Origin of the sequence: Micromonospora costi (assembly GCF_003626655.1) — a bacterium.
GTDB classification, from domain to species: Bacteria; Actinomycetota; Actinomycetes; order Mycobacteriales; family Micromonosporaceae; genus Micromonospora; species Micromonospora costi.
Genome location: NZ_RBAN01000001.1, coordinates 653,659 through 676,730, shown reverse-complemented (window position 1 = coordinate 676,730; position 23,072 = coordinate 653,659). Strand labels below are relative to the sequence as shown.

At 71.1% G+C, this 23,072-nt stretch carries 18 protein-coding genes; 8 read left to right on the top strand and 10 right to left on the bottom strand.

Going from position 1 to position 23,072, the window contains the following annotated elements; all coding sequences use genetic code 11:
• Positions 1-699 precede the first annotated feature (699 nt).
• The gene (locus tag D7193_RS03030) at positions 700-2,736 is read left to right on the top strand and encodes a HelD family protein (RefSeq protein WP_241562801.1); all 2,037 of its coding nucleotides are present in this window, start codon (positions 700-702) and stop codon (positions 2,734-2,736) included.
• A 61-nt stretch (positions 2,737-2,797) separates the two neighbouring features.
• Here D7193_RS03030 and D7193_RS03025 read toward each other — a convergent pair whose 3' ends face one another.
• Positions 2,798-3,427 (bottom strand): maleylpyruvate isomerase family mycothiol-dependent enzyme, encoded by a 630-nt coding sequence (locus tag D7193_RS03025; RefSeq protein WP_158674763.1) that lies wholly within the window; start codon positions 3,425-3,427, stop codon positions 2,798-2,800.
• Between the two features lie 187 nt (positions 3,428-3,614).
• Here D7193_RS03025 and D7193_RS03020 point away from each other — a divergent pair, with 187 nt between their 5' ends.
• Together D7193_RS03020 and D7193_RS03015 are read left to right on the top strand one after the other, a co-directional pair.
• A complete protein-coding gene (locus tag D7193_RS03020) occupies positions 3,615-4,415 on the top strand; it encodes a maleylpyruvate isomerase N-terminal domain-containing protein (RefSeq protein ID WP_120777831.1) in 801 nt (266 codons plus the stop codon).
• 212 nt (positions 4,416-4,627) lie between these two features.
• Positions 4,628-5,368, top strand: a complete 741-nt coding sequence (locus D7193_RS03015) for a VOC family protein (RefSeq protein WP_158674762.1) — start codon at positions 4,628-4,630, stop codon at positions 5,366-5,368.
• A 139-nt stretch (positions 5,369-5,507) separates the two neighbouring features.
• Here D7193_RS03015 and D7193_RS03010 read toward each other — a convergent pair whose 3' ends face one another.
• From D7193_RS03010 to D7193_RS03000, 3 genes are all read right to left on the bottom strand, one after another.
• Positions 5,508-7,682 (bottom strand): MMPL family transporter, encoded by a 2,175-nt coding sequence (locus D7193_RS03010; RefSeq protein ID WP_120777830.1) that lies wholly within the window; start codon positions 7,680-7,682, stop codon positions 5,508-5,510.
• A 108-nt stretch (positions 7,683-7,790) separates the two neighbouring features.
• The gene (locus D7193_RS03005; protein ID WP_120777829.1) at positions 7,791-9,788 is read right to left on the bottom strand and encodes a multicopper oxidase family protein; all 1,998 of its coding nucleotides are present in this window, start codon (positions 9,786-9,788) and stop codon (positions 7,791-7,793) included.
• Positions 9,785-10,192, bottom strand: coding sequence for a DUF6220 domain-containing protein (locus tag D7193_RS03000; protein ID WP_120777828.1), 408 nt, complete (start codon positions 10,190-10,192; stop codon positions 9,785-9,787). Before D7193_RS03000 ends, D7193_RS03005 begins: the two co-directional genes overlap by 4 nt.
• 202 nt (positions 10,193-10,394) lie before the next feature.
• Between D7193_RS03000 and D7193_RS02995 the strand changes: the two genes are divergently transcribed.
• Together D7193_RS02995 and D7193_RS02990 are read left to right on the top strand one after the other, a co-directional pair.
• Entirely contained in the window at positions 10,395-11,639 is a 1,245-nt protein-coding gene (locus tag D7193_RS02995; protein WP_120777827.1) for a sensor histidine kinase, read from the top strand.
• Entirely contained in the window at positions 11,636-12,337 is a 702-nt protein-coding gene (locus tag D7193_RS02990; RefSeq protein ID WP_120777826.1) for a response regulator transcription factor, read from the top strand. The genes D7193_RS02995 and D7193_RS02990 overlap by 4 nt, the downstream gene beginning before the upstream one ends.
• 106 nt (positions 12,338-12,443) lie before the next feature.
• On the opposite strand, the gene D7193_RS02985 is transcribed toward D7193_RS02990, so the two are convergent.
• Complete coding sequence (locus D7193_RS02985; protein WP_120777825.1) at positions 12,444-13,739, bottom strand: MFS transporter; 1,296 nt, start codon at positions 13,737-13,739, stop codon at positions 12,444-12,446.
• Between the two features lie 130 nt (positions 13,740-13,869).
• Here D7193_RS02985 and D7193_RS02980 point away from each other — a divergent pair, with 130 nt between their 5' ends.
• A complete protein-coding gene (locus D7193_RS02980; protein WP_120777824.1) occupies positions 13,870-14,949 on the top strand; it encodes an ArsR/SmtB family transcription factor in 1,080 nt (359 codons plus the stop codon).
• Positions 14,950-15,131: 182 nt separating this feature from the next.
• Here D7193_RS02980 and D7193_RS02975 read toward each other — a convergent pair whose 3' ends face one another.
• The 5 genes from D7193_RS02975 to D7193_RS02955 form a co-directional block, all read right to left on the bottom strand.
• Positions 15,132-17,105, bottom strand: coding sequence for a hypothetical protein (locus tag D7193_RS02975; RefSeq protein ID WP_147434318.1), 1,974 nt, complete (start codon positions 17,103-17,105; stop codon positions 15,132-15,134).
• A 215-nt stretch (positions 17,106-17,320) separates the two neighbouring features.
• Entirely contained in the window at positions 17,321-18,505 is a 1,185-nt protein-coding gene (locus tag D7193_RS02970) for an ABC transporter permease (RefSeq protein ID WP_120777822.1), read from the bottom strand.
• On the bottom strand, positions 18,502-19,257 hold the full coding sequence (locus D7193_RS02965; protein ID WP_120777821.1) for an ABC transporter ATP-binding protein: 756 nt from the start codon (positions 19,255-19,257) through the stop codon (positions 18,502-18,504). Before D7193_RS02965 ends, D7193_RS02970 begins: the two co-directional genes overlap by 4 nt.
• Positions 19,254-20,357: an HlyD family efflux transporter periplasmic adaptor subunit gene (locus D7193_RS02960; RefSeq protein WP_120777820.1), complete on the bottom strand. Its 1,104-nt coding sequence runs from the start codon at positions 20,355-20,357 to the stop codon at positions 19,254-19,256. Before D7193_RS02960 ends, D7193_RS02965 begins: the two co-directional genes overlap by 4 nt.
• Positions 20,354-20,929, bottom strand: coding sequence for a hypothetical protein (locus D7193_RS02955; RefSeq protein ID WP_147434317.1), 576 nt, complete (start codon positions 20,927-20,929; stop codon positions 20,354-20,356). The genes D7193_RS02960 and D7193_RS02955 overlap by 4 nt, the downstream gene beginning before the upstream one ends.
• A gap of 128 nt (positions 20,930-21,057) precedes the next feature.
• On the opposite strand from D7193_RS02955, the gene D7193_RS02950 reads away from it, so the two are divergent.
• Complete coding sequence (locus D7193_RS02950; protein WP_120777818.1) at positions 21,058-22,398, top strand: sensor histidine kinase; 1,341 nt, start codon at positions 21,058-21,060, stop codon at positions 22,396-22,398.
• Complete coding sequence (locus tag D7193_RS02945) at positions 22,395-23,060, top strand: response regulator (protein WP_120777817.1); 666 nt, start codon at positions 22,395-22,397, stop codon at positions 23,058-23,060. Before D7193_RS02950 ends, D7193_RS02945 begins: the two co-directional genes overlap by 4 nt.
• Positions 23,061-23,072: the final 12 nt, after the last annotated feature.

Below are 23,072 nucleotides of genomic sequence, written 5' to 3'. Positions count from 1 at the left end.
CATGCGGCTCTCACATCGACCGCCGCGGAGCGCGCCGGCGGGCCTCGTGGGCGAGACGCGGGCCGTCAAGGTCGGACGTCTCGAACCACGCCACAGGTCGCGCTCGTCCGGCGCGGCGTCGACGGGTGTTCCGGTCCACCTGTCGACCAATTAGATCTGCATGTCGAAACGGCCGTCACAATCCGGACCGCACCGGAGTCGTCAGCGGAGATCGTCAGCGCACATTCTGGCCCTGCGGATCTGCTGCCGACAGTGTGTGGCCTGCTGATCGGTCTGTCAGATCCGTGGCCGCCGATCGCGTCGCCGCGGAATCTACATGTCGCATCCGGCCCTTGCGGCCCGGCCACGATCCGCCCGGAACCTAGATCAGACAAGGACCGAACTGTCAATGAGCGAATCACGATTGGGTGAGGCCACAGGCGGCCCCGAACTGCAAGGCATTGAGGTTCCTGTCTCTGCCGACACGGTTCCTGGCCGACGAGGAGAAACCAACCCTATGCTTGCCGCCGGAATACCTGCGGCTCATCCGGGGCCGACGGAAGGCACCAATACAAGGACTTGCGAATGCGCCGGAATTCTGCTCTGAACGACGGCACTGCTGACGCCAGCGAAGTAACACCGACCGGCGAACCGCCATCCTCCGTGGCAGAGGGCGTCGCGCGCCGATCCGCGGTCGCCGAGGAACAAGAGTTTCTCGACGTGGCCACGGCCCGGCGCGACAGGCTGGCTGACCACCTACAGGCCGAGCTTTCGTCAGACGCCCTGGACGCGTTGGAACGGGCCCGGCAGCGCATGCTCCGCCAGCAGTACGAGGAGCTGCGGCGAGCACGGGAAGGCCTGGTCTTCGGCCGCCTCGACGGCCTTGATGGCACCGTGCGGCACATAGGCCGTGTCGGTCTCCGCAGCGACGGCGAGGACAGCGAGCCGCTGCTGGTGGACTGGCGCGCTCCCGCTGCTCGGCCGTTCTACACCGCGACGGCCGTCGACCCACAAGGTCAGGCGCGGCGCCGTCATATACGCACCACGGGATCGGCCGTCGTCGGTGTGGACGACGAGCCACTGGATGGGACCATAACGGCGGAGCTCGTGGGTGAAGGCGCTCTACTGGCCGCCCTCGACCAGCGGCGCACCGGCCGCATGTCGACGGCGATCGCCACGCTGCAACGCGAACAGGACGACATCATCCGGGCCGAGGCGACCGGCCCGCTGATCGTTCAGGGCGGTCCCGGCACCGGCAAGACCGTCGTTGCCCTGCACCGCGTCGCCTACCTGCTGTTCGCCCACCCAGCGATGGCCGACCAAGCGGTCCTGGTCCTCGGCCCCTCGCCGCGGTTCCTCCAGTACATCGCCCAGGTGCTGCCCGCGCTCGGTGAGACCGCCGTCGTCTCGGCGACCTGCGACACCCTGCTGCCCGGGATCCGCGTGGGCCGCGACGAGAGCCGGCTTCTCGCCGAAATCAAGGGCCGCGCCCTCTGGCAACCCGCGCTCGAAAACTACGTCACGTCGCTCCTCCCGCGGCCCCGTGAGCTGAAGCTGCGCTGGGAGGGCGAGTTCTACGTCATCACCGCCGCAACAGTGGCACAGGCACTCGCCTCGGCGGTGCAGGGACGCCCGTACCACCGCGCCCGCACGGCGTTCGCCGAGCAGCTGCACCACATCCTTGCCGACGCCGTCGCCGAGCAGCGCGAGGCGCTGATGGACGAGATGGAGGAGGGCTTCGAGGACATCCTCGCCCGCGTCGACAGGGGAATGCAGCACGACCACCACGTCGGTGTGAGGTCCACCGGCAGTGACGTCGACGGACTGCTCTCCGAAGAAGAGGTAGAGAATCTTCGCTACCGGATCGCCGAGAACGCCACCATCGCCCGGTTCATCGAGGCATGGTGGCCCACCCTCGACGCCGAAACCCTGCTGCGTGATCTCCTGACCGACCGCACCCTGCTGGCCCGGTTCGCCCCTCAGCTCTCCACGGAGGAGATCACCGCCGTCTCGGCCGAGCCCGCACCGTGGGCATCGAGCGACATCCCCCTGCTCGACGCCCTCGCCGACCTGCTCGGCGAGGTCGAAGCCCCGCAACCACAGGGCGAGTTCGTCGCCGACCACGCCCGCCGGCAGCGGGACTGGGTGTACGGCCACGTCGTCATCGACGAGGCGCAAGAGCTGTCCGAGATGCAGTGGCACATGGTCCTCCGGCGCTGTCCCAGTCGCTCCATCACCGCCGTCGGCGACATCGACCAGGCGGAGGCAGCACACCGGCACACCACCTGGGCACAAGCGGTGCAGGCTGTCTTCGGGGACCGCTGGACCGCTGCGGAGCTGACCATCTGCTACCGGACCCCGCGCGAGGTCATGGACCTCACCGAACCCGTCTTGAACAAAGCTGGCAGCCACAACACGCCACCACGGGCGGTACGCTCCTCCGGCATCCCGCCGTGGGCGGTCACGATCACGCCCGCCGAGCTTGCCGGCGCCGCCACCCGAGCCGTGCGACAGCTGCAGCAACGGTGGCATGGCGGCACGGTCGGCGTCATCGCCCCCGCGGACCGCATCGCCGCACTCCTCGCCGTGCTGAGCGACGTGCCGGTGCTCACCGCTACCGAGTCCAAGGGACTGGAATGGGACGCGACGCTACTCATCGACCCCCAGGGCATCGCCACTGAACCACGTGGGTGGAACGGCCTCTACGTCGCGCTCACCCGATGCACCCAGGAACTCGGACAGCTGGTGCTCACGTAGCAGCGAACGCGATACGCGACCCCCGAGCGGCTGCCCGGCCCTCGGGTCGGCCATCGCCACCTCACTCCATCCGATCGCGCAGCAGCCCGACTCCGTCGCCGTCGAGTTCGGGAAGTACTGCGGGACGGCCCGTGATCGCGAGCATGACGGCTTCGGCCCTACCCCGTACCACTGGGCCACTTCCCGAGGCCCAGTCGAGGTCCGTCGCCTCGAACCGGAGCCCGTCCAGCTGCCCACTCCGCACGAAGAACCCGCGGGCGCGGCGACTGACCAGGAAGTCCAAGGAGACCCGCAACCGGTCCGGACGTAGGTCATGCGACAGGCCGAGTGGGCGGCGGATGTCCTGCCCGTGTACCTGGAGGTCCGTGAGTTGGCCCCAGTATCCGACGATCGGTGGGCGGAGGTTCCTCTCCGCGTTGTCCCGCAACTGCGCCGCCAGTTGGTCAGCCGACTCGCGCGCCACGCGCTGTGCCAGCGCGGCGTTGACCTGGTGGAGATTGAAGCCGTTGCGCAGCATCAACGGCAACAGCCAGCGACGCGGCGCGACGAACGGTGACACGAGATGGGCGGCCACCTCCCTGACCGTCCACGACCCGCACAAACTCGGCGTCTCCAACTGCTCTGGCCCCAACGACCCGATGAGATCAGCGGTGCTACGCCGCTCGGCAGCGATCATCTCCATAAGCTCCATTGGGGCGAGGCTACCGACCACTGTGTCATCTCGGTGACCGCTCTGCGGCGGTGTGCGTTGAGCCTTTTTCATCGTGACGGCGCAGGTTACGGCAGGTGGAACCCTGGCGCGCCAGTGCCGTGGCGCTCGCCGCGTCGGCTGCGAAAATCGCTGTCCGGTTGTGGGAGCGCACGGGTAGAAAGCCGGAGTGCACAAGACTTTGACGTTCTCTGATCATCTGCGGCTGATCGACGAACGGTCGACCGCCTTCCGCGCCGCGGTCGCTGCGGCGCCCAGCCTCGACGTGCCGGTGCCGAGCTGTCCGGGGTGGACGCTGTTCGATCTCGTGCAGCACGTGGGCATGGGCCGCCGCAAGTCGGCCGCCATCGTCGCCGCAGGGCCTGCAGACGCTCCCCCGGAGAGATCCGCTTGGGAGGACGGCACGGGTGCGCCTCGGGAACGCGAGGCTCTGCTGGCGTGGTGGACCGAGTCCGTCGAGCGACTGACGAGCGCGCTGCGCGAGGCCGGTCCGGACCGCGGTTGTTGGACGTGGTGGGGTGACTCACAGTCGCCGCAGACCTCCGGTGCATGGGCACGGCGCCAGGTTCCCGAGATCGCGGTGCACACCCACGATGTCCAGCTCACCGTGGGTGCCCCGCAGCCGCTGCCGGAGGAGGTCGCCCTCGACGGTTTCGACGACTGCCAGTTCACCCTCTGCTCGACGGATGTCGCCTGGCCGCACGAACCTGCCGTCGTCGATTACTACGCCACCGAGGGCCGCTCGTGGCGCCTTAGGCTGTCCCGCGACGGCGCATGGGCCGCCCGCCTCGGCGCGCCTGCTGTCAGCGAGGACCCGGACCCGGACACGGCCGACGCCTCCGCCCGGGGCACGGCCAGTGACCTGGTCCTGTTCTTTTACGGCCGCATACCGCCGGACTCGCTGAAGCTGGAGCTGGACGGCGACCGTCGCATCTTCGACCAGCTCATCGCCTGGGACCCGTCCGTGTAACAACGATCCCTTCTATCTTGCGTAGGCCGGTTCTCGACGTGGTGCAGTAACGAGCCAGAACGAGTGGTCACACAAGTTCGGCCTTTCGAACCTTCCCTGTGCCAATGCCTGGCCACTGCCCTAAACGATGCCGACCTGGCCGTCCAGCTCGTGCACCGCGCGCCGACGTTAATGCCTTGTTGTCCTGCCAGAACCGTGTCTACGGTCTGGTGATGCATTCGCGACTGGTGGCAGTGGCCTTCGAGGCGTACGACCCGGTGCGTGCGGCGCAGTTCTGGGCCGGTCTGCTCAGCCGGGAGGTCATCACGGACGCCGCCGGGGCGCTTCTGCCCGGCGAGGACGGGCAGCTTGGTCTTCGGTTCGTTCCGGGTCGCGCGGGCCAACTGGGAGCGAACCGCATGCACCTGCACCTGACCAGCGCCGATCTCGATGATCAGAAACGCACGGTGGCGACGGCGCTCAAGCTTGGGGGTCGCCACCTCGACGTCGGCCAGCGACCGGAGGACGAGCACGTCGTCCTGGCCGACCCCGCGGGCTACGAATTCTGCGTGATCGAGCCCGGCAACGCCTACCTCGCTGGGTGCGGCTTGCTGGGTGAGCTCGCCTGTGACGGCACTCGGCACGTCGGCCTGTTCTGGAACAAGGCGCTGGGCTGGCCGTTGGTGTGGGACCAGGACGAGGAGACCGCGATCCAGTCACCGCGCGGGGGCACCAAGATCGCATGGGCAGGACCTCCCGTGGCCCCGAAGAAGGAGCCCAACCGGCAGCGCTTCGAACTCGTCGTGGCCGCCGGCGACCAGCAAGCCGCGGTCGACGAGCTGATCTCTCTCGGAGCTACTCCGATCGGGATCGGTAAGGACGGCGCAGTCGTGCTGGCGGATCCCGACGGCAACGAATTCAGCATCAGGGAGACCGACCCCAGCGTTGTCGGATCGCCCATCGCGCCACAGTGACCGGTCACTGACCGGCTGCCGGGCCGCAGGCCTGCGCCCGGGCCGCCGCGTGCACTCGACAGGGGTGCGGCACCTGTGAGCTGCAAGACGAGTGCGGGGAACCGCTCGAGGGTTCCCCGCACCCCAGCTCGCCGAAGGGTCAGACTCTGGCCTCCTCCCCGACCCCGGCCTGTGAAGCCCAGGTGGTCTTCGCCCGGCGTCCGGGCATCCACCAGTTCGCCTTGCCGCACAGTTCCATCACCGCGGGGACGAGGATCATCCGGACGATGGTGGCGTCGATGAGCACGGCGACGGCCATGCCCAGACCTCCCTGTTTGAGGGAGACGTCGGGGCCGAGCAGGGAGGTCGTGAAGATGGCGATCATGATGGCGGCCGCGGCCGTAATGACCTTGGCGGTCCGTGCCAGCCCGCGGGTGACGGCCAGCCGGGTGTCGCCGGTGCGCTCGTACTCCTCACGGATCCGTGAGACGAGGAAGACCTCGTAGTCCATCGACAGGCCGAACAGGAGCGGGAACATCGTCACCGGTATGAAGGTCGTGACCGGCATCTCGGTGGGGAATCCGAGGGCGGGGCCGAACCATCCCCACTGCACGACCGCGACGATCACGCCGTAGGCGGCGGCGATCGACAGCACGTTCATGACGGCGGCCTGCAGCGCGATCGTGACCGACCGGACCAGCGCGATCAGCACCACCAGGGACAACACGATGACGATCGCGATCATCGGGAGCAGGCGCGAGCTGACCCCGTCGGCGTAGTCGACGGTGGCGGCGTTCGGGCCGCCGACGTAGACCTCTTCGCCGCCGGATGCCGTGGGCAGCACGTCGTCGCGGAGCGTGTGCACCAGGTCCGCGGTCGCCTCGTCCTGGTAGCCGGTCGTCGGGAAGGCCATGAAGGTGGCGGCCTGCCCATCCTTGCTGACCCGGGGCGGGGTCACGGAGGCGACGCCCTCGGTCTCGCCGACCGCGGCGACGACGGGACGCAGATCCGCGCCGGACGGGTCGACCTCGGTGGCGAAGATCAGGGGCGCGCCGTAGCCGGGCCCGAAGCCCTCGGAGATGATCTGATACGACGTGTAGCTGCTCCTGTCGTGCGGCTGGACACTGGCGTCGGGCATGCTCAGCCGCAGCGACAGCACAGGTACGGCCAGCACCAGCATGAACCCGCCGGCCAGGATCGCGGCGGCCAGCGGCCAGCGCTGCACCACGCCGGCCCAGCGCTCGGCGAGGGGACGGCGACCCCTGGACGGGACGCCGTCGGCCCGGTGCCGGCGGGACAAGCGGCGGGGTAGCCGCAATGAGTTGATCCTGTGGCCGGTGAAGCCCAGGAACGCCGGCAGCAGGGTCACCGCGGCGACCACCGTGACCAGCACGGCCACCGACGTGGCGACGGCCAGGCCGGTCATCATCCCGTCTCCCATGACGACCAGGCCCAGCAATGCGATCACGACGGTCGTGCCGGCGAACAGCACGGCGCGACCCGCGGTGGTGATGGCCTTGACCGTGGCGCTCTCGGGCTCGTCGCCGCCCTCCAGGGCGTCCTTGTAGCGGGTCACGATGAACAGCGCGTAGTCGATGCCGACACCGAGCCCGATCATCGCGGCGAAGATCACAGCGAAGTCCGGCGCGGGGACCACGTGCCCCACAAGCCTCATCAGGGCGATGCCGCCGAGGAGCGCCAGCAGCGCGGTCACGATCGGCAGGCCCATCGCCACCAGCGACCCGAAGGCGATGAACAAGATCACGGCTGCCGTCAGGACACCCACGCTCTCGGCGGGACCCTGCGGGGGCGTCTCGGCCTTCTCCGCCTTCTCCCCGCCCAGCCCCAGCGTCACGCCGTCGCCGGAGGATTCCTTGACCGTGTCCACCAGAGGCTTGACCTCGGTCTTCACCGCATCCTTGTCGGTCAGCGGGACGGTCGTACGGGCGATGCGACGATCCTGCGTCACCAGTTTCTCGTCCTCGTACGGAGAGGTCACCGGTCCGGTGATGGGTGAGGCGTCCAGATCCGCGATGACCCTTTCGATCCTCTGCCGTACGGCGGGGTCGTCGATTCCCTTTTCTGCCTTGATCGCGAGAGTCAGCGTGTCGCCTTGCTGCTCGGGGAAGTGCTTTTCGATCAGCGCCTGCGCCTTCGCGGAATCGGAGTTGCCACCGGAGTAGTCGTTGTCAGCGGCGGCGCCGTAGGTGAAGCCGACGAACGCCACGGCCATCACGCCGACGATCCAGGTCACCAGGACCAGGCGGCGGCGTCGGAAACAGAACCGCCCCAGTTTCGCCAGAGCTCCGTCCGTGCGGGGAGTTCCGGTTCTCATTACTCGCTCCTCAAATCGCGGTGAGTGTTGTCGTCAATTCCGAACGCCGCGAGCCGGCAATGCCGACTGGTGTTCACCTCGGCGACGACGTGTGCGGCGCGGGTCAGATCAGTGGCCATGGCCCCGGCCTCCGCCGTGCATGTCGCCGAACGGCGTCGTGACGCCGTCGTAGCGGAGCCGCAGCATCATGCCCTGATGCGCGTGGGGCAGGTTGTGGCAATGGTTCATCCAGATCCCGGGGTTATCGGCGCGGAAGGCGACCTCCCAGGTCTCGCCTGGCCGGACGTCGAAGGTGTCCACCCACAGCGGACTGCCGATAGACGGCGCCCCGTCCCTGGACAGGATCAGCACCGGATGGCCGTGCAGGTGCCAGGGATGCGTTTCCAGGCTCCGGTTGACGACGGTGAACCGGACGATGTCGCCTTCGGCGACGAGCTGGTCGGGGATGGCGGGGTGGCCTCGGCCGTTGACGGTGTGCGCGTATGCCGGTCGGCCGTCGACCATGGCCAAACCGCGGTCGAGGACCATGGTGAAGTGCCGGTCGGCGTTGCGGGTGTCGAAGGGCGCGGCGACCGGGGCTCCGTACCGTAGGAGGTCGAGTTCCGGCAGGTCGGACGTGTCCTCGATGGGCGCGTCACCGGGGGGCCCGCCGTGCGGGCGCAGGCGCAGTTCGCCGTCACGGTCGTCGTCGACAACGAGTGCCACGGGCCTGTCCGGCATGAGGAACACCAGGTCGTGTCGCCCGCCGGCGGGCAGGTGCAGTCCGACCTCGCTGACCTCGTCGGGCTGGTTGAGCTCCCGGCCGTCGACGGCCGCCACCCGGAACGGGGTTCCGGCGAGGACGATCCGGTGCGGACCCGAATCGGTGTTGATCACCCGTAGCCGCACGGGCGTACCGGGGGACGCGGGGTGTTCGCTCCGTTCGTCGCTGCCGGCGATCAGTACGGCGCCGTCGAAGGTGTGCACGGGCAGGGTCAGGTCGACCTGCTCGGCCGCCGACTGCTCGTCGGCTCGCTGCCCGCCGCGCGGTTTCACGACGAGGGTTCCGTACAGCCCTTTGCGTACGCCGATATGGGATGCGTAATGGGTGTGGTACCAGTAGGTGCCGACCTGGTCGGCGCGGAACCGGTAGACGAAGTCCTCGCCGGGTCCCACGGCGAGCTGGCTCACCCCTGGCGTGCCGTCCTCGCCGCACGGTACGTCGTAGCCGTGCCAGTGCAGGGTCACGCCGCCGTCGATGTCGGCGTTGCGCAGCCGTACCTCGATCAGGTCGCCCTCGGTCGCGGTGATGGCCGGGCCCGGGACCTCGCCGTTGAAGGTCCACGCGTCGACCTCCCGCCCGGACCGGAGCCGTACCGTGGCCTTATTCGCGGTGAGCACGTGCCGCCGCACGGTGCCACCCGGCGCCGGTGAGCCGGCGCCGCGGAGGGCGGCCACCGACACGGCCGGTCGGGACGAACGCCCGGGGCCGCCTCCCCTGATCACCGATTCGGCGGGGAGGAAGGACAGCCCGGTGCCGGCGCCGGCCGCGGTCAGCACGCCCGCGCCACCCGCCCAGGTGATGAACCGGCGGCGCGAGATAGCCTGGCGACCCTCTGGCGCCTGCGCGACGTCCGGCTCAGCAACGCCCTCGACAGGGGGCACGAGCACCCGCGCGGTCAGCAACGCGCCGGCGGACACGAGCGCGATCGTGATCAGGGCGGTGCCAACGGTGAGCGGATACCCGACCAGGAAGGTGACCACAAGTCCGGCCAGCGCGGCGTAGGCGGCGGTGAGCACCGAGACCAGACCGGGTACCGACCAACCGTCGCCGCGCCCCCGCCGGGCCGCGAGCAGCCGCGGACCGGCGAGCAGCACGGCGCCGGCCCCGGCAGCGCCGAGCATCGGCAGCCCCAGGAGCACCTTCTCCTGGACGAACCACCAGCCCCGGCCGGCGAGCAGCGCCACGGTGCCCACCCGGAGCAGCGTCACGAGCACCGCCGCGACGAGGGCGGCGAGCGCCAGCCGGGTACGCCGCAGTACCAGTGCGACGCCGGCCGCGAACCACGCGGCGATGCTCAGCAACGCGACGACGTGGTCCAGGATGATCCACAGCCCGGTGGTCATGGCGCCTGTGGCGCGCGTACGGCCGTCCTGGACAGCTGCCTGGCCTGGCGGACGATCCTCCCGGTCAGCGCGAGGATGGCGAGACCGTTGATCGCGTGCAGACCGAAGACGACGCCGCCGGCGGTGCCGTCGAGCGCCGTGGCGATCCCCTTGATCACGAACTGGACGACCGCGAGCCCGGCGACCAGGCCGCTCATCCCGATGAGCCGCCCGGGCATCCGGGCAGCCGCGGCGACGACGGTGACCAGGACCGCGATCAGCACGATCCCGCCGCCGAGCGCGCGGTGTGGCTGGAAGGACTCATCGTTGGGGGCCGGGTCGAAGGCCCCACTGGCAGCCAGGATGAACTGCGTGACGACGGCCAGCACCTGCAGGACCGCCAGGCCGGCGAAGAATTTACGCATGGCGCGCTCCTCGGACTGGGTGAGGGTGATCGCTCATGGCGGCGATCGTCGCGCCGCGGAGGCGGCCGTCGCCTCGGACGGCGGATGGCGGGCGCTACGTAATCCGGCGTAGCCGGACCCGTGTCTCGCTACGCCTGCCGGCGTAGCAGGTCGCGCAGCTCAGCCGAGCGTTGCCCACCGGCGGGAACAGTAGGATCACGGCATGCAACCGCGTGCCGTGTCGTTCCCCTTGCGGGTGGTGGCGCAAGACGTGGCGCTCGCGCTCTTCCTCACCGTGATGCAGGTGCAGGGCACGGTCGCCAAGGTTGCCATCGAGGGAGCGCCCCGCCCGCTCACCGATCTCGGAAACCTCGGATACGTGCTGCTGACGGTGAGTGGCCTGGTCCTGGCCGTACGCCGCCGGTGGCCGGTTCCGGTGTTCGTCGTCACCGCACTCGCCAGCCTGGTCTATTACGGTCTCGACTTCCCGGACGGGCCCGGCTGGCTCGGCCTCTTCGTCGCCCTGTACACCCTCGCCGCGTACGGTGACGGGCGCCGGTCGCTGATGGTGGCCGGCGTGGGTACGACCCTGCTCGCCGTCGTGTGGCTGGTCGCCGCGGCCGACATCGAGCCACGCGCCGCCGTCGGCTGGGTGTTCTTCCGGATCGGTGCGTCGGTCATGAGCGCGGCCCTCGGCGAGTCCGTCCGCTCCCGGCGGGTCATCGCGGCCGAGGCTCAGGAGCGTGCGGAGCTGGCTGAACGGAGTCGCGAGGAGGAAGCGCGGACGCGGGTCGACGCGGAACGTCTCCGGATCGCCCGCGAGGTCCACGACACGGTTGCCCACGCGATCGCCATCATCAACGTCCAGTCGGGGGTCACGGCGCACGTGCTCGACAAGCGACCGGAGGTGGCACGCGAGGCGCTGCAAGCGATCGAGCAGACCAGTTCCCGGGCGCTGCGCGAGATGCGGGCCATCCTGGGGGTGCTGCGGGACGACAAGGACGGGCGGGTGCCGTACCCCGGTCTCGGGCAGATCGACGAACTCGCCGCCAAGGCGCGCGAGGCCGGACTCGACATCAATCTCGAGGAGACCTCGCCGGAGACGCCGTTGCCGAGCGCGGTAGGCAGCGCCGCCTACCGGATCGTGCAGGAATCGATCACCAACGTGATCCGCCACGTCGGCCCAACCCGGGTGACGGTGGCGCTGAACCCGAGGATCGACGCCCTGGAGATCCGCGTGACCGATGAGGGCCGCCGTGCCGCCCCGGGCGATGACCCCGCACACCCACACCTACCGGCCCAGCACCCCACCGGCACGGGCAGCTCGGCCAAGCCCGGCCGCGGGATCCTCGGCATGCGCGAGCGCTGCCAACTGCTGGGCGGAGAACTCGACGCCAAGCCGACGCCGGCCGGAGGGTTCGAGGTCACGGCCCGGCTGCCCCTCGCGCCGACCGGGTCGCGCCTGTGAACGCCGCGGCCGTGCCACCGTCGACCAACGCTCCGCTCAAGGTGCTGCTCGCCGACGACGAGGGCCTCGTACGATCCGGGTTCAAGATGCTGCTCGACAGCGAGGACGACATCACGGTGGTCGGAGAAGCCACCAACGGCGCCGAAGCCGTCGAGCGAGCCCGCGCCACCCGCCCCCACGTCGTCCTCATGGACATCCGCATGCCGAAGCTGGACGGGATCCAAGCCACCACGCAGATCGCCGAGACGCGCGGGTTGGAGCAGGTCCGAGTCCTCATCCTCACCACCTACGACACCGACGAGTACGTCTTCGACGCACTACAAGCCGGTGCCAGCGGTTTCCTGCTCAAAGACGCCGGGCCGGCCGAGCTCCTGCACGCCATCCGGGTGGTCGCCGCCGGAGATGCGCTGCTCGCGCCGCGGATCACCCGACGCCTCATCGGCCAGTTCACCGCGCAACGAACAGCTACCCGGGCCGCGGAGGACCGGCTCGCGGTGCTTACCCAGCGCGAGCGCGAAGTGCTGGCCCTGGTGGGACAGGGCCTGAGCAACAACGAGATCGGTGCCGAACTGTTTCTCAGCCCGGCAACCGCGCGTACCCATGTCAGCCACGCGATGGCGAAACTGGGTGCGCGTGATCGCGCGCAACTGGTTGTCATCGCTTACCAAACAGGACTGGTCAGCCCCCACACGGCATGAATGCGCAGCGCGAACGACGCAGCCAGCCGGAGGATCGGCCACGGCCGGGACGACCGAACGGGCCGAGCGTCCCTCGGTCCGCGGCGCCGGCGCCTGACCGGCCCCTTCAACGCGATGGTGCCCGTGCGGTCACATGCCGCCGGGCACCGCCATCTGCCACGCCATGACTCATGGACCGTCCACGCGAACGGTGCAAACGATGCCGTCGAGTGCCCCCCAGGCGCACCGTCGCTGCGCCCAGCAGGGTCGCGGCGGCCAGCGGCAGCCACAGCGCCGCTGCGCCCAGACCGAGCAGACCGGTGATGATGACGGGATCGACGGCCCGGGCCAGGCCGTAGCTGAGCTGCCAGCGGGCGAGCGCGCGCCCCATGAGGTGCGGCGGTGCCGACTCGATCACCAGTGGCACGCTGCTGCCGGTGTAGAGAATTTCACCCAGCGTGTAGGGCACGATGACGAGCGCGACGAGCACCGTGCCGGGGCCGCCGCCGATCGCCCCGCCGAGCCAGAAGGCGAGGTAGGAGGCAGCGAGCAGCAGGCCGGACCAGAAGAGCACGGTGCGGTGCGGCCACGTCGCGAGGCGCACCACCACGACCAGCTGCAGCGCTATCACCATGACGGTGTTGGCGACGAAGATGCCCGAGGGCCACGCCAGGGAGGCGTGCAGGCCCTGCACCAGCAGCAGCGGCAGAGCGATCTCGAGGATGTCGGCGTAGAACGCGTACGGAATGCCGGCCAGGGCCAGGATGGTAACGGTGCGCAGGCCGGCGCCGGGCGCTTCCGTCGTTGCCGCGGTCGGGGCGGGGGCTGGAACATCGTGATGGGGCAGCGGCACCCGGGCGATCACCGCCGCGCCGAACGCGCACCCGAGCGCCGTCGCCAGCGCGAGCCAGCGGAGCGCCTCCGGCCCGCTCGCGACCAGAACCGTGCCGAGCAGGGCGCCGGCGCCCAGGCCGGCGTTGCGCAGCGAGCGGCCCGCGGCCAGCGCCGCCGTACGCTGGGCCGGGCCGGCCAGCGCGGCGACCAGCGCGGAATTGGTGGGTGGAGCGATCTGCGTGCCGACGCCGATGAGCACCGCACCGATCGCGAACCCGGCGATGCCGGGCACCAGGGCAAGCAGCAGCGACCCCACCGCCCGCACCAGTAGCGCGGCGACGGCGGGGGCCCGCCGCGCTCCGCGGTCGATCCACCGACCGGCGAGCGGGACGGCGCCGAGGCCGGCCAGCATGCCGACGGTCAGCGTCGCACCGGCCTGCCACGGGCTGAGCCCGATCAGCACTGCGTAGATCACGATGAACGGGCGCAGCATCCCGGAGGTCGCTGCCTCGACTGTGGCGCTGAGCGCGTAGCGGCCGCCGCCCGGGATGCGGACCAGCTCGCGAAGCGTCGTACGGGTGGTCGTCACGGTGCCGATCGTGCGGCCGTACGGCTGCGACGGGACCCGGGTTGGCCAGCGTCGTCAATCCAGGCCTCGTCGATTGACAAACGGCGTCAATCGGTCTGCCCGGGCCCGGACCCCTGCCATGATCGGTGCTGTGGTGACCTCGGTCGACATCGCCGGCGTACCAGCCGACCGGATCCGGATAACGCCGTCCCCGCTCGCGGAGCTCGCCGCGGTGCTGCACGTGCTCGCGGAGCCGCACCAACATCCGGACACCGCCGCGGCGGTGGCGACGATGGCGGCTGCCCTTCCCGCAGAGCTGGCGCCGGACCTTGAGGAATTCGGTCTGCTCTGGCAGTCCGGCCGGGCCGACTTCCTGTTCCCGCCCGATCCTCGGCCGACCCTGCGCGAGGAACTGGACGACGTCGACCGCCTGGACGACGAGCGCTGGGTCGCTGCGGCGCTCGCCGCCCATCGGGCCGTCTCACCGGCGCCTCGAACGTGGTCGCCGCTGCGTGACCCGATCGTGCGGCAGCGGGCGCTCGCCGCGGCCCGCGCCCGAGGGCCGCGGCAGGCGGCGTGGGCCGAGCGGGTGCTCGCCGATCCGGCCGCCGAGCGCGAACGGGTACGACGCTTTCTGCTCGCCTGCGAGTCCGCCTTCTTCGGCACGGTCTGGCAACGCGTCCGCCCGGCGCTCGCCGAGGAGGCCGACCGTCGACGCTTCGACCTGACCCGCGAGGGTATCGGCGCCCTCGGCCGGATCTCGCACGCGATCAGGGTCGACACCGAGCGCGGCGTACTGACGATCGACAAGCTGCAGGACCAGACCGCAGACGGTCGCGGTGGCGGGATGACTCTCATCCCGAGCGCGTACGGCGCCCCGCACATGACCGTCGTGTACGCGGCCGGCTGGCTGCCCGTGTTGCAGTATCCGGCACCGCGCTGGGACCGGCGCCCGGTGTTGCGGGTGGACGAGCTGGATGCTCGGCTGACCGCTCTCGCGCACCCGCTGCGGCTACGTTTCTGCCGCACGCTCGCCCGAGGGCCGCACACGACCGGCGAGCTGGCCGACTTCTGGCGGGTGACGCCGCCGGAGGTGTCCCGGCACCTCGCGGTGCTGAAGGCGGCCGGGCTGCTGATCTCGGCGCGCCGCGGCCGCTACGTGACGTACCGCCTGGACATGGAGGCCTGCACCGGCCTGGGGCAGCAACTGGTGGACGTCCTCGGGCGCTGAACATCCAGGGCGCGTACGTGGGCAGGAATGACCCACGATCAGACGCGCGAGGCGAAGCTGGCGCCGTACGCAGCGAGTCGGATCCGCGGCCTCGTCGGTCCCGCGGTGCAGGTCGGCCTCGTCGTGGCGCTCGCACACCGCGAACGTCGCCTCGCCGTTCTGCTTCGACGGCTGGGAAGGGCCTAGGCTCGCCGCCCGAACCTCCGTGGTTGGCGCTGGCCGGCGAGCCGGCTGCCGAAGGCTGCCACGGTGAACGCCAGGACGGACAGGATCAGCCAGACCTGAAGGTCGGCACTCAGGACATAGTGATCACCGAGCAGGCGAGCCCCTGGCAGCCACGACACAACCAGATGAACCGCGGAGACCAGCAACGGCCCGACGGTCGCGATGAGCGCTGGCCCACGTTCGTTCCGCCGGGCGGCCACCCAGCCCAGCACGGAGGCCAGGACGAGCGGCGGTAGCCATCCCGCGAGGTCGGCGAGGGGGTTGTCAGCGAGCCAACCTGGGGTGATCAAGCCCAGTGGATGCACGGGAACGACGCGGACCCAGTCGGTCCAGATCCTGTTGAGGAGGACCTCGGTGAGCACACTGAGCCAGACCAGCAACATCCAGGCGGTTGCGGATCGGTCGATCCCGGGCGCCGCCTGGGCGGCGGCGACGACGGACGCGCCGAGCACCGCGCCGACCACGCACGCGGCGACGGCGGCGGATCCCGGCTCAGCGCTGATCTCGGTCGCGCCCATGGCCCAGCCGACGGCGCGCGGTGCCGGCACGAGCGCACCGACCGCTGCTGCGAGGGCCGTCAGGCAGCGCCCTCGACCGTGACGAACCGCCGAACCGCCGACGATGCCGCCGATCACCGCGGCGCACGTCGCGCACCACGTCAACAGGACGAGTTGGAAGGGCCACGTATCGTTGCCGACGCCGTAGTCCTGGTCGGGCACGACCACCTGCAACCGGCGTCCCAGCCACAATTGGGCCGTCGCAGCACAGGCGGCCACTGCCAGGGCCGCACCAGCGCCCGCCAGCGTCCGCCGGGTGATGAGCGGCGCGTCCGTCCGGGTCGCGAGCCGTGCAGCCATGCGCTGGGTTGCGGGTAGCGCTTCCGTGTGCGGGGTTGCGGGTGGCGCCTCCTCGACCGCTGTTTCCGTTGTCCGGAGCCGAGCCGGCCGCCACGGACGCCCGTCCGGCGGCCGCCACGACCCGCCCGGCGATTCGTCCGTCCTTGGCGCCGCTGTCAACGAGGTGATCAAGGACGACAACCTCTCGCGGCGCGTCCAGGACCCCATTGTCGCGACCAGGGTGCCAAGTGCCGCGGCGCCGAATCCCAACAGGGCGAGCATGGTCCAGGCGCCAAGGCCCTGTCCGGGGGCAACGCCGGGGTGCAGGCCCAGCAGCGCGAAGTAGATGGCGACGAGGACGACAGGGATGGTGACCGCCCCGAGCAGCGCGAACCGCTCGCCACGTCGCTTGGCCCACCAGGCGAGTACGCCCGCCAGCACCACCCCGGGAAGCAGAGCGACCATGCCGACCTCGTTGAACTCGGACCGTCCCCACAGGTAGATGCCGAGCGGCGGGCCCCACGGGGACGGGCCGAGCGACTGGTCCGGCACCCGGCCGGACCTTCCGAGATATTCGGAGGTCAGGACCGTCGCGGCCGCGTTCAACTCGATCCAACCGACCCACAGCAGACTGGACCGACCCGCTGCGCGCCACATCAGGATGACGGCGGAGGCGGCCGCGCCCACCAGCACCCCCCTGGTCAGCGCGGCGGTAGCCGTCTGTGGGTCGGCAGTCGAAGCCCAGTCTCGAACCAGCGGCAGCGGGGCGAGGGCGCCCAGCGCGGCGATGCCCGCCAGCGCGTACCGCCAGCGAATGGTCCGCACGAAGGGTTCCGACGCGGCCGCCGCCGTGATCACCGCGCTGGCCACACACCAGGAGATGACGAAGAGCTGCGGGGGCCACTCATCGTTGCCCCACTCCGCTGGGGCGTCCGTGCGATAGGCGGCGGCCAGATCGAGGATCCCAGACCACCGTGCCAACCACAGCTGCACGGTTGCCAAGCCGGCGGCCAGACCCACCATGACGGCAATGCCAGCCAATCTCCGCGTTGTCATGAACGCTCCAACTTCGACCTTGGCGCTCGGACGAACCATCGATGCTCCGCGACAGTGCCCTATCACCGCCCACCACACCGCCAATGCCGACGATCGTAGGGCCGGACGACTCACAGCCGGGCGATCAGCTTGGGCCATCTCTCGCACACTCATGCCGCGTGTGCGTCGCTGCTGTGGCCCGCCGGGCTGATTGCTGGTGTTCCCCCGACACGCCGGTTGGCGTATCGACGCCGACAACCGCGGGCTGCCGGCGATCAGGCCGATCGCAGCGCCGAGGCCGGCGAGAGACGGGCGGCCCGCAGAGCCGGGTAGAGGCCCGCGAGCCCTCCGATGAGGATCGCCGCGGCCAGTCCCGCGCCGATCGCGGTGACCGGCACGAGGGCCTGCCAGCCGCGGGCGCTGGCCATCGCGTACGTGACCGCGCTGCCCAGCAACACCCCCGCCGCACCGCCGCCCGCGCCCAGCAGCAGTGACTCGACCAGGAACTGGGCCGCGACGTGCCGCCGGGTCGCGCCGAGCGCCCGGCGCAGCCCGATCTCGCCGCGCCGCTCCAGGACCGAGATCACCAGCACGTTGGCGATGCCGATGCCGCCCACGAGCAACGCCACCACGCCGAGACCGAGCAGCAGAACGGTGGCGCCGCCGGTGACCGCGAGCCGGGCGGTGAGCGCTTCGGAGGGCCGACTCACGGCGACCTCCTCGGGGTGGGCCGGGTTGGCCGCCCGCCCCAGCAGGCCGGCCACCTGGTCGGTGCGCTCGGTCTGCGCCCGCACGAAGATCCGGGTCGGGTTGCCGTCGTACCCGAATTGCTCGGCCGCCACCGGCGCGCCGATCAGCGCCGACGCATCCAGCTCGGGCGCCAGCTCGACCGGCGCCATGATGCCCACCACGGTGTACCAGCGGTGGCCGAGGTAGACCTGCGGGTGGTCGGTGACGCTACGGATGCCCAGCAACGTGGCGGCGTAGTGGCCGAGCACCACCGCCGGATAGCGGGCCAGCGCCGCGTCCAGGAAGCGGCCGTCCACCAGGGTGCCGTCCAGCGTGGCGAGGAGCGCCGGGTCGGTGACCCGTACGGACAGCCCGCCGGTCCGCCCGGGCGGTATCCGGTCGTTCCGATAGACCCGCACATCGAGCGCCGCGGTCGCCGCCGAGGTGAGCACCCCATCGGTACGCGCCACCGCCGTGCCCGCGGTCACCGGCAACTGGGCCTCGTCCCCGCGGATGGTCTTGCCGGTGGCCACGGTGAGCAGGTTGGTGCCGACCCGGTCGATGCGGTCGAGCACGTCGGCCTGGCTCGACCGGGTGACGCCGAGCACGGCCACCATCGCCGCGATCCCGATCGCCACCCCGAGGATGGACAGCGCCGCCCGGCCGGGCCGCGACCGCAGGCCCACGGTGCTCACCGGCAGCAGGTCGGCGACGCGCAGGCGGGACCTCACGAGGCACCCCCGCTGTCTCGGACCACCAGGCCGTCCTGCAACTCGATGCGGCGCCGCATCGCCGCGGCTACCCGGTCGTCATGCGTGATCACCACGATGGTGACGCCGTCGTCGTTGAGTTCGCGCAGCAGGTCGACGATCCCGGCGCCGGTGACCGAGTCGAGGTTGCCGGTGGGCTCGTCGGCGAGCACCACGGCGGGGCGGCCGACCAGCGCGCGGGCGATCGCCACCCGCTGCCGCTCGCCGCCGGACAGATGCGCGGCGGGGAAGTCGGCGCGGTGGGCCAGGCCCACCCGCTCGCACGCGGCGTGGGCGGCCCGCCGGCGTTCGGCGGCCGGCACCCCGCGGTAGAGCAGGCCGGTCGCCACGTTCTCCGCCACACTCAGCCGCTCCAGCAGGAAGAACTGCTGAAAGACGACCCCGAGGAGGTACGCCCGCACGGCGGAGAGCTGCCGGTCGCGCAGCTTCTCGACCGGGTGGCCGGCGATGCGTACCGAGCCGCCGGACGGGCGGTCCAGGCCGGCGGCGAGGTTGAGCAGGGTGGTCTTGCCGGAGCCGGACGGGCCCGCGACGGCGACCAGTTCGCCGCTGTGCACGGTGAGGGTGACGCCGCGCAGCGACTCGACCGGCGGCCTGCCGGGGTAGACCTTGCGCGCGTCGATCAGCTCCAGGACGGCGGCCGTATCGGCCTGGGCCTCGCCGGTGGGGCCGGTGTGCACGGCCGTCGGGTGCCGCCCGATGTGGTCCGTCATGACGCCGGCACCTCCACGGTCTGGCCGGCGGTGAGGCCGCTGACGACCTCCACCTGGCCGGTGCTCTCGTCGAAGCGGCCCGGTTCCACCTGGACCGCGCTCCCGCCGGTCAGGCGGACCTGATAGCCACCCCCCGGCCGCGCGAGCAGCGCGGCGATCGGGATCAGGAGGACATCGGGGCGCGTGCCGGTGACGACGTCGACGGTCACCGGCGCCTGGTCCAGGCCGGAGCCGCGGGGCAGGTCGACGGCGATGGTGAGCGGGACCGTCGCCGTATCCGGGTTCGCCGGCTGCTGCCCGCCGTTGCCCTCGTCACCCGAGGGCGCCGCCGCGACCTCGCCGACAGCGGTGACCCGACCGCGGATCGGTTCGGCGTCCGGCAGGGCGACCTCGACCTGGTCACCGACGTGCACGGCGCCGCGCTGCGCGGTGTCCAGGTGGGCGGTCACCGCCCGGCTCGTCGACGTTCCGGTGACCACTGTCGTCCCGGACCCGACGGTCCCGCCGACCCGGACCTGAAACCGGGTGACGCGCAGCGGGGTGGGCAGGAAGACGATCTCGCCCTGGGTGAGCCGTCCGGTGCGCTGGTACGCCGGCCGTCCCCAGGACGCCTCCCAGCGCCGGATCGCCGTGGCCGTGGCGGCGCTGAAGTGTCGGTCCACGGTGATCCGGTGGTACGGGTCGAAGCCCATGTCGACCAGGTTGCGCTCGAGTTGACGCACGTCGGGCCCGTCGCTCATGCCGTACCGGAAGTCGCGGTAGGCGGGTACACCCCCCAGCAGGAGGCGGACCGGCGCGTCGGCCACGCGGTAGAGGACTCCGCCACGTCCGATCGTGTCGCCCGAGTCGGGCGCGGCGGTCAGCACGCCCGGCGCGCCTTGGTGGTCGACGGTGTAGGAGCCGGCGTACCCGAGGACGCCCCCGACCTGGACGCGTTCGGTGAGTGTTCCGTGGGTGACCTCGGCGGTTCCGGTGGCCACCGAAGCGGCGGGTGTGTCGGGGCTGTCCGACGCCGAACGCGCGGCGTAGGCCACGCCGGCGGCGAGTGGCGCGGCCACCGCGACCGCGAGCACGGTGCCGGCCCCGCGCCGGCGGCTCACTTCTTCCCTCCGCCGTTGTCCAGGATGCGGAGGTCTCCGCTCCAGATGTGCCGGCAGGCCGGCTGCGCGGCGTTCATCTGCTCTGGCGTGATGCCGTTCGCCAGTGGTGTTCCGGTGAGGTCGAATTCGCCGGCGGCGTTCGGATCCGGGAAGTCGGGGATGCCGTGCTCGCGGACGCACTTGGCGTACTCGCCGAGCTTGCGCAGGTCGTCGGCCGAGAGCTGATCCTTGGGCCGGAACGCCGTCGGCGGGTACCGGTCCTCGATCGACTTGCACGCGTCGATGACCTGAGGACGGGTGCGGAGGTCGTCCTTCCAGTTGTACCCACCCTGAGGTGGGAACTGGAGATATCCGTCCGAGGTGAGGTCCGCGTCCGGCATCCGGGTCAGGCCGTGGTCGCGCAGACACTGGACCCACTCCTGGCCGAGGGCGAGGAGTTGCTGCCGGCCCACCGAGGCGGACGCCGACGGGCTCGACCCTCCGGAGGCGGAACCGCCGCGGTCGCATCCGGCGGCCCCGGCCCCGACCGCGAGCATAACGGTGAGAAGCACTGTGGACGTCGTTCTGGTCATGGTTCCACGGTGGCTGCCGCAGCTGCCCGGCTCGTCAGACCGGAGTCGGTCCTTCCGCGGCCGCCGGTACCGCCGACGTAGCACCTGAGTCGGACGCTGCCGCCACGTTCGCTGCCTACCATGAGGCTGTGCCCCGGTTCGTGCCGCGCCACCTCCTGACCGACGCCGCCCTGGCGCTGGTGCTGGTCGCGCTCACCGTGGGACCCGGGCTGGTACTGGGATTCGTGGCGAGAACGAACCCGGATGCCGCCAAGGAGTACGTGGACAAGACGGCTCTCCCGGACGGCCGCCTGTGGTGGGCGTTCGCCGCCCTGATCGTTCTCGGCCTCCTTGTCAGACAACAACAGCCCCCGCTCGCGCTGGTCCTCACCGGAGCGGGGACGTTCGGCCATCTGTTCACCGAGGCCAAGCTCCAGCTGCTCGATCTGGCGCTTCCGCTGGTGCTGTACACCGTCGCCGCGGTGGCCCGGAACCGGCGGATCTCGCTCGCCGTGCTGGCGCTCGCCATGCTCCTGACGTACGTGGCGATGGTGGGCGGCCGGATCTACGTCGAACAGCAGGAGTTCGCCGGCAAGCGGAGGGTGCAGGAGCAGGTCGAGAGGGCGTCGGTCGAGAAGGTGGTCAAGACGGTGCCGCCACCGGCGCCGGTGTTCTCGGCCGACAGACTGGTCAACGTCGGCCAGGCGGTCATGGAGCTGTGGCTGCTGCTCGTCGCGGCGTACGCGGTCGGTGACGCGATGCGTAGCCGGCGTGCGCACCTGGCCGCGGTCGAGCAGCGCACCGCCGACCTGGCCCGGGAGGAGCGGCAACGGGCCGCGCTGGCGGTCGCGGCGGAACGCGCCCGGATCACCCGCGAGCTGCACGACGTGGTGGCGCACGGCATCTCGGTGATGGTGGTGCAGGCGCAGGGAGCGTCCGCCGCGCTGGACCGGCATCCCGACCGCGCTGCCACCGCGCTGCAGCACGTGATCACCACCGGACGGGCCTCGCTGGCCGAGATGCGCCGGCTGCTCGCCGCCGGCCGCACCGACCCCGCCGAGGACGCGCGACTCGCCCCGCTGCCCGGCCTCGGCGCGCTCCCCGCGCTGATCGACCAGTTTCGGTCCACCGGAATGCGGATCGAGCTGCACGTCGACGGGGCGCCCGCCGCGGTGCCCGCGGCGGTCGACCTGTCCGCGTACCGGATCGTGCAGGAGGCCCTGACGAACACGCTGAAGCACGCGGGCCCGGACGCCGGAGTGGTGCTGCGGCTGGCCTTCGAGCCCGAACGGCTACGGGTGGAGGTGGCCGACGACGGCACGGGCCTGGCGGACGGGGCGGACGGGCGCGGCAACGGGTTGCGCGGCATCGCCGAGCGCGTGGCCATGCTGGCGGGCGAACTGGAGATCGGCCGGGCCGACGGCGGCGGATTCCGGGTGTCCGCGGCGCTGCCACTGCCGGCGCCCGAGATCACCTCGATACCGCGATGACCATACGGGTGGTGCTGGTCGACGATCAGACGCTGGTGCGCACCGGGTTCCGGCTGGTGCTGGAGGAGACCGGCGACATCGAGGTCGTCGGGGAGGCCGCCGACGGGTCGCAGGCCCTGGACGTGGTGGCCCGCAGCCGGCCCGATGTGGTCCTGATGGACGTGCGGATGCCGGGTCTGAACGGCATCGAGGCCACCCGTCGCATCCGCTTCGGCCCCCACGCGGCCCGCGTGATCATCCTGACCACCTTCGACCTGGACGAGTACGTACTGGCCGGGCTTCGCGCCGGAGCCAGTGGCTTCCTGCTCAAGGACGCGCTCGCCGCCGAGCTGATCTCCGCCGTACGTGTGGTGGCCGCCGGCGAGGCGGTGGCCGCACCCAGCGTCACCCGACGCCTCTTCGCGCACTACCTCGGCAAGACCCTGCCACGGCCGGAGACGGACGGGCGGCTGGCGGCACTGACCGAGCGCGAGCGCGAGGTGCTGACCCTGGTCGCGCGCGGGCTGTCGAACGCCGAGATCGCGGCGGCGCTCTTCGTCTCCGAGAGCACGGTCAAGACCCACCTCGGCCGGATCCTGATGAAGCTGGGGCTGCGGGACCGGGTGCAGGCGGTCATTCTCGGCTACGAGTGCGGCCTGGTCGAGACCGGCAACGACCGGTAGGCGGCAGTACCC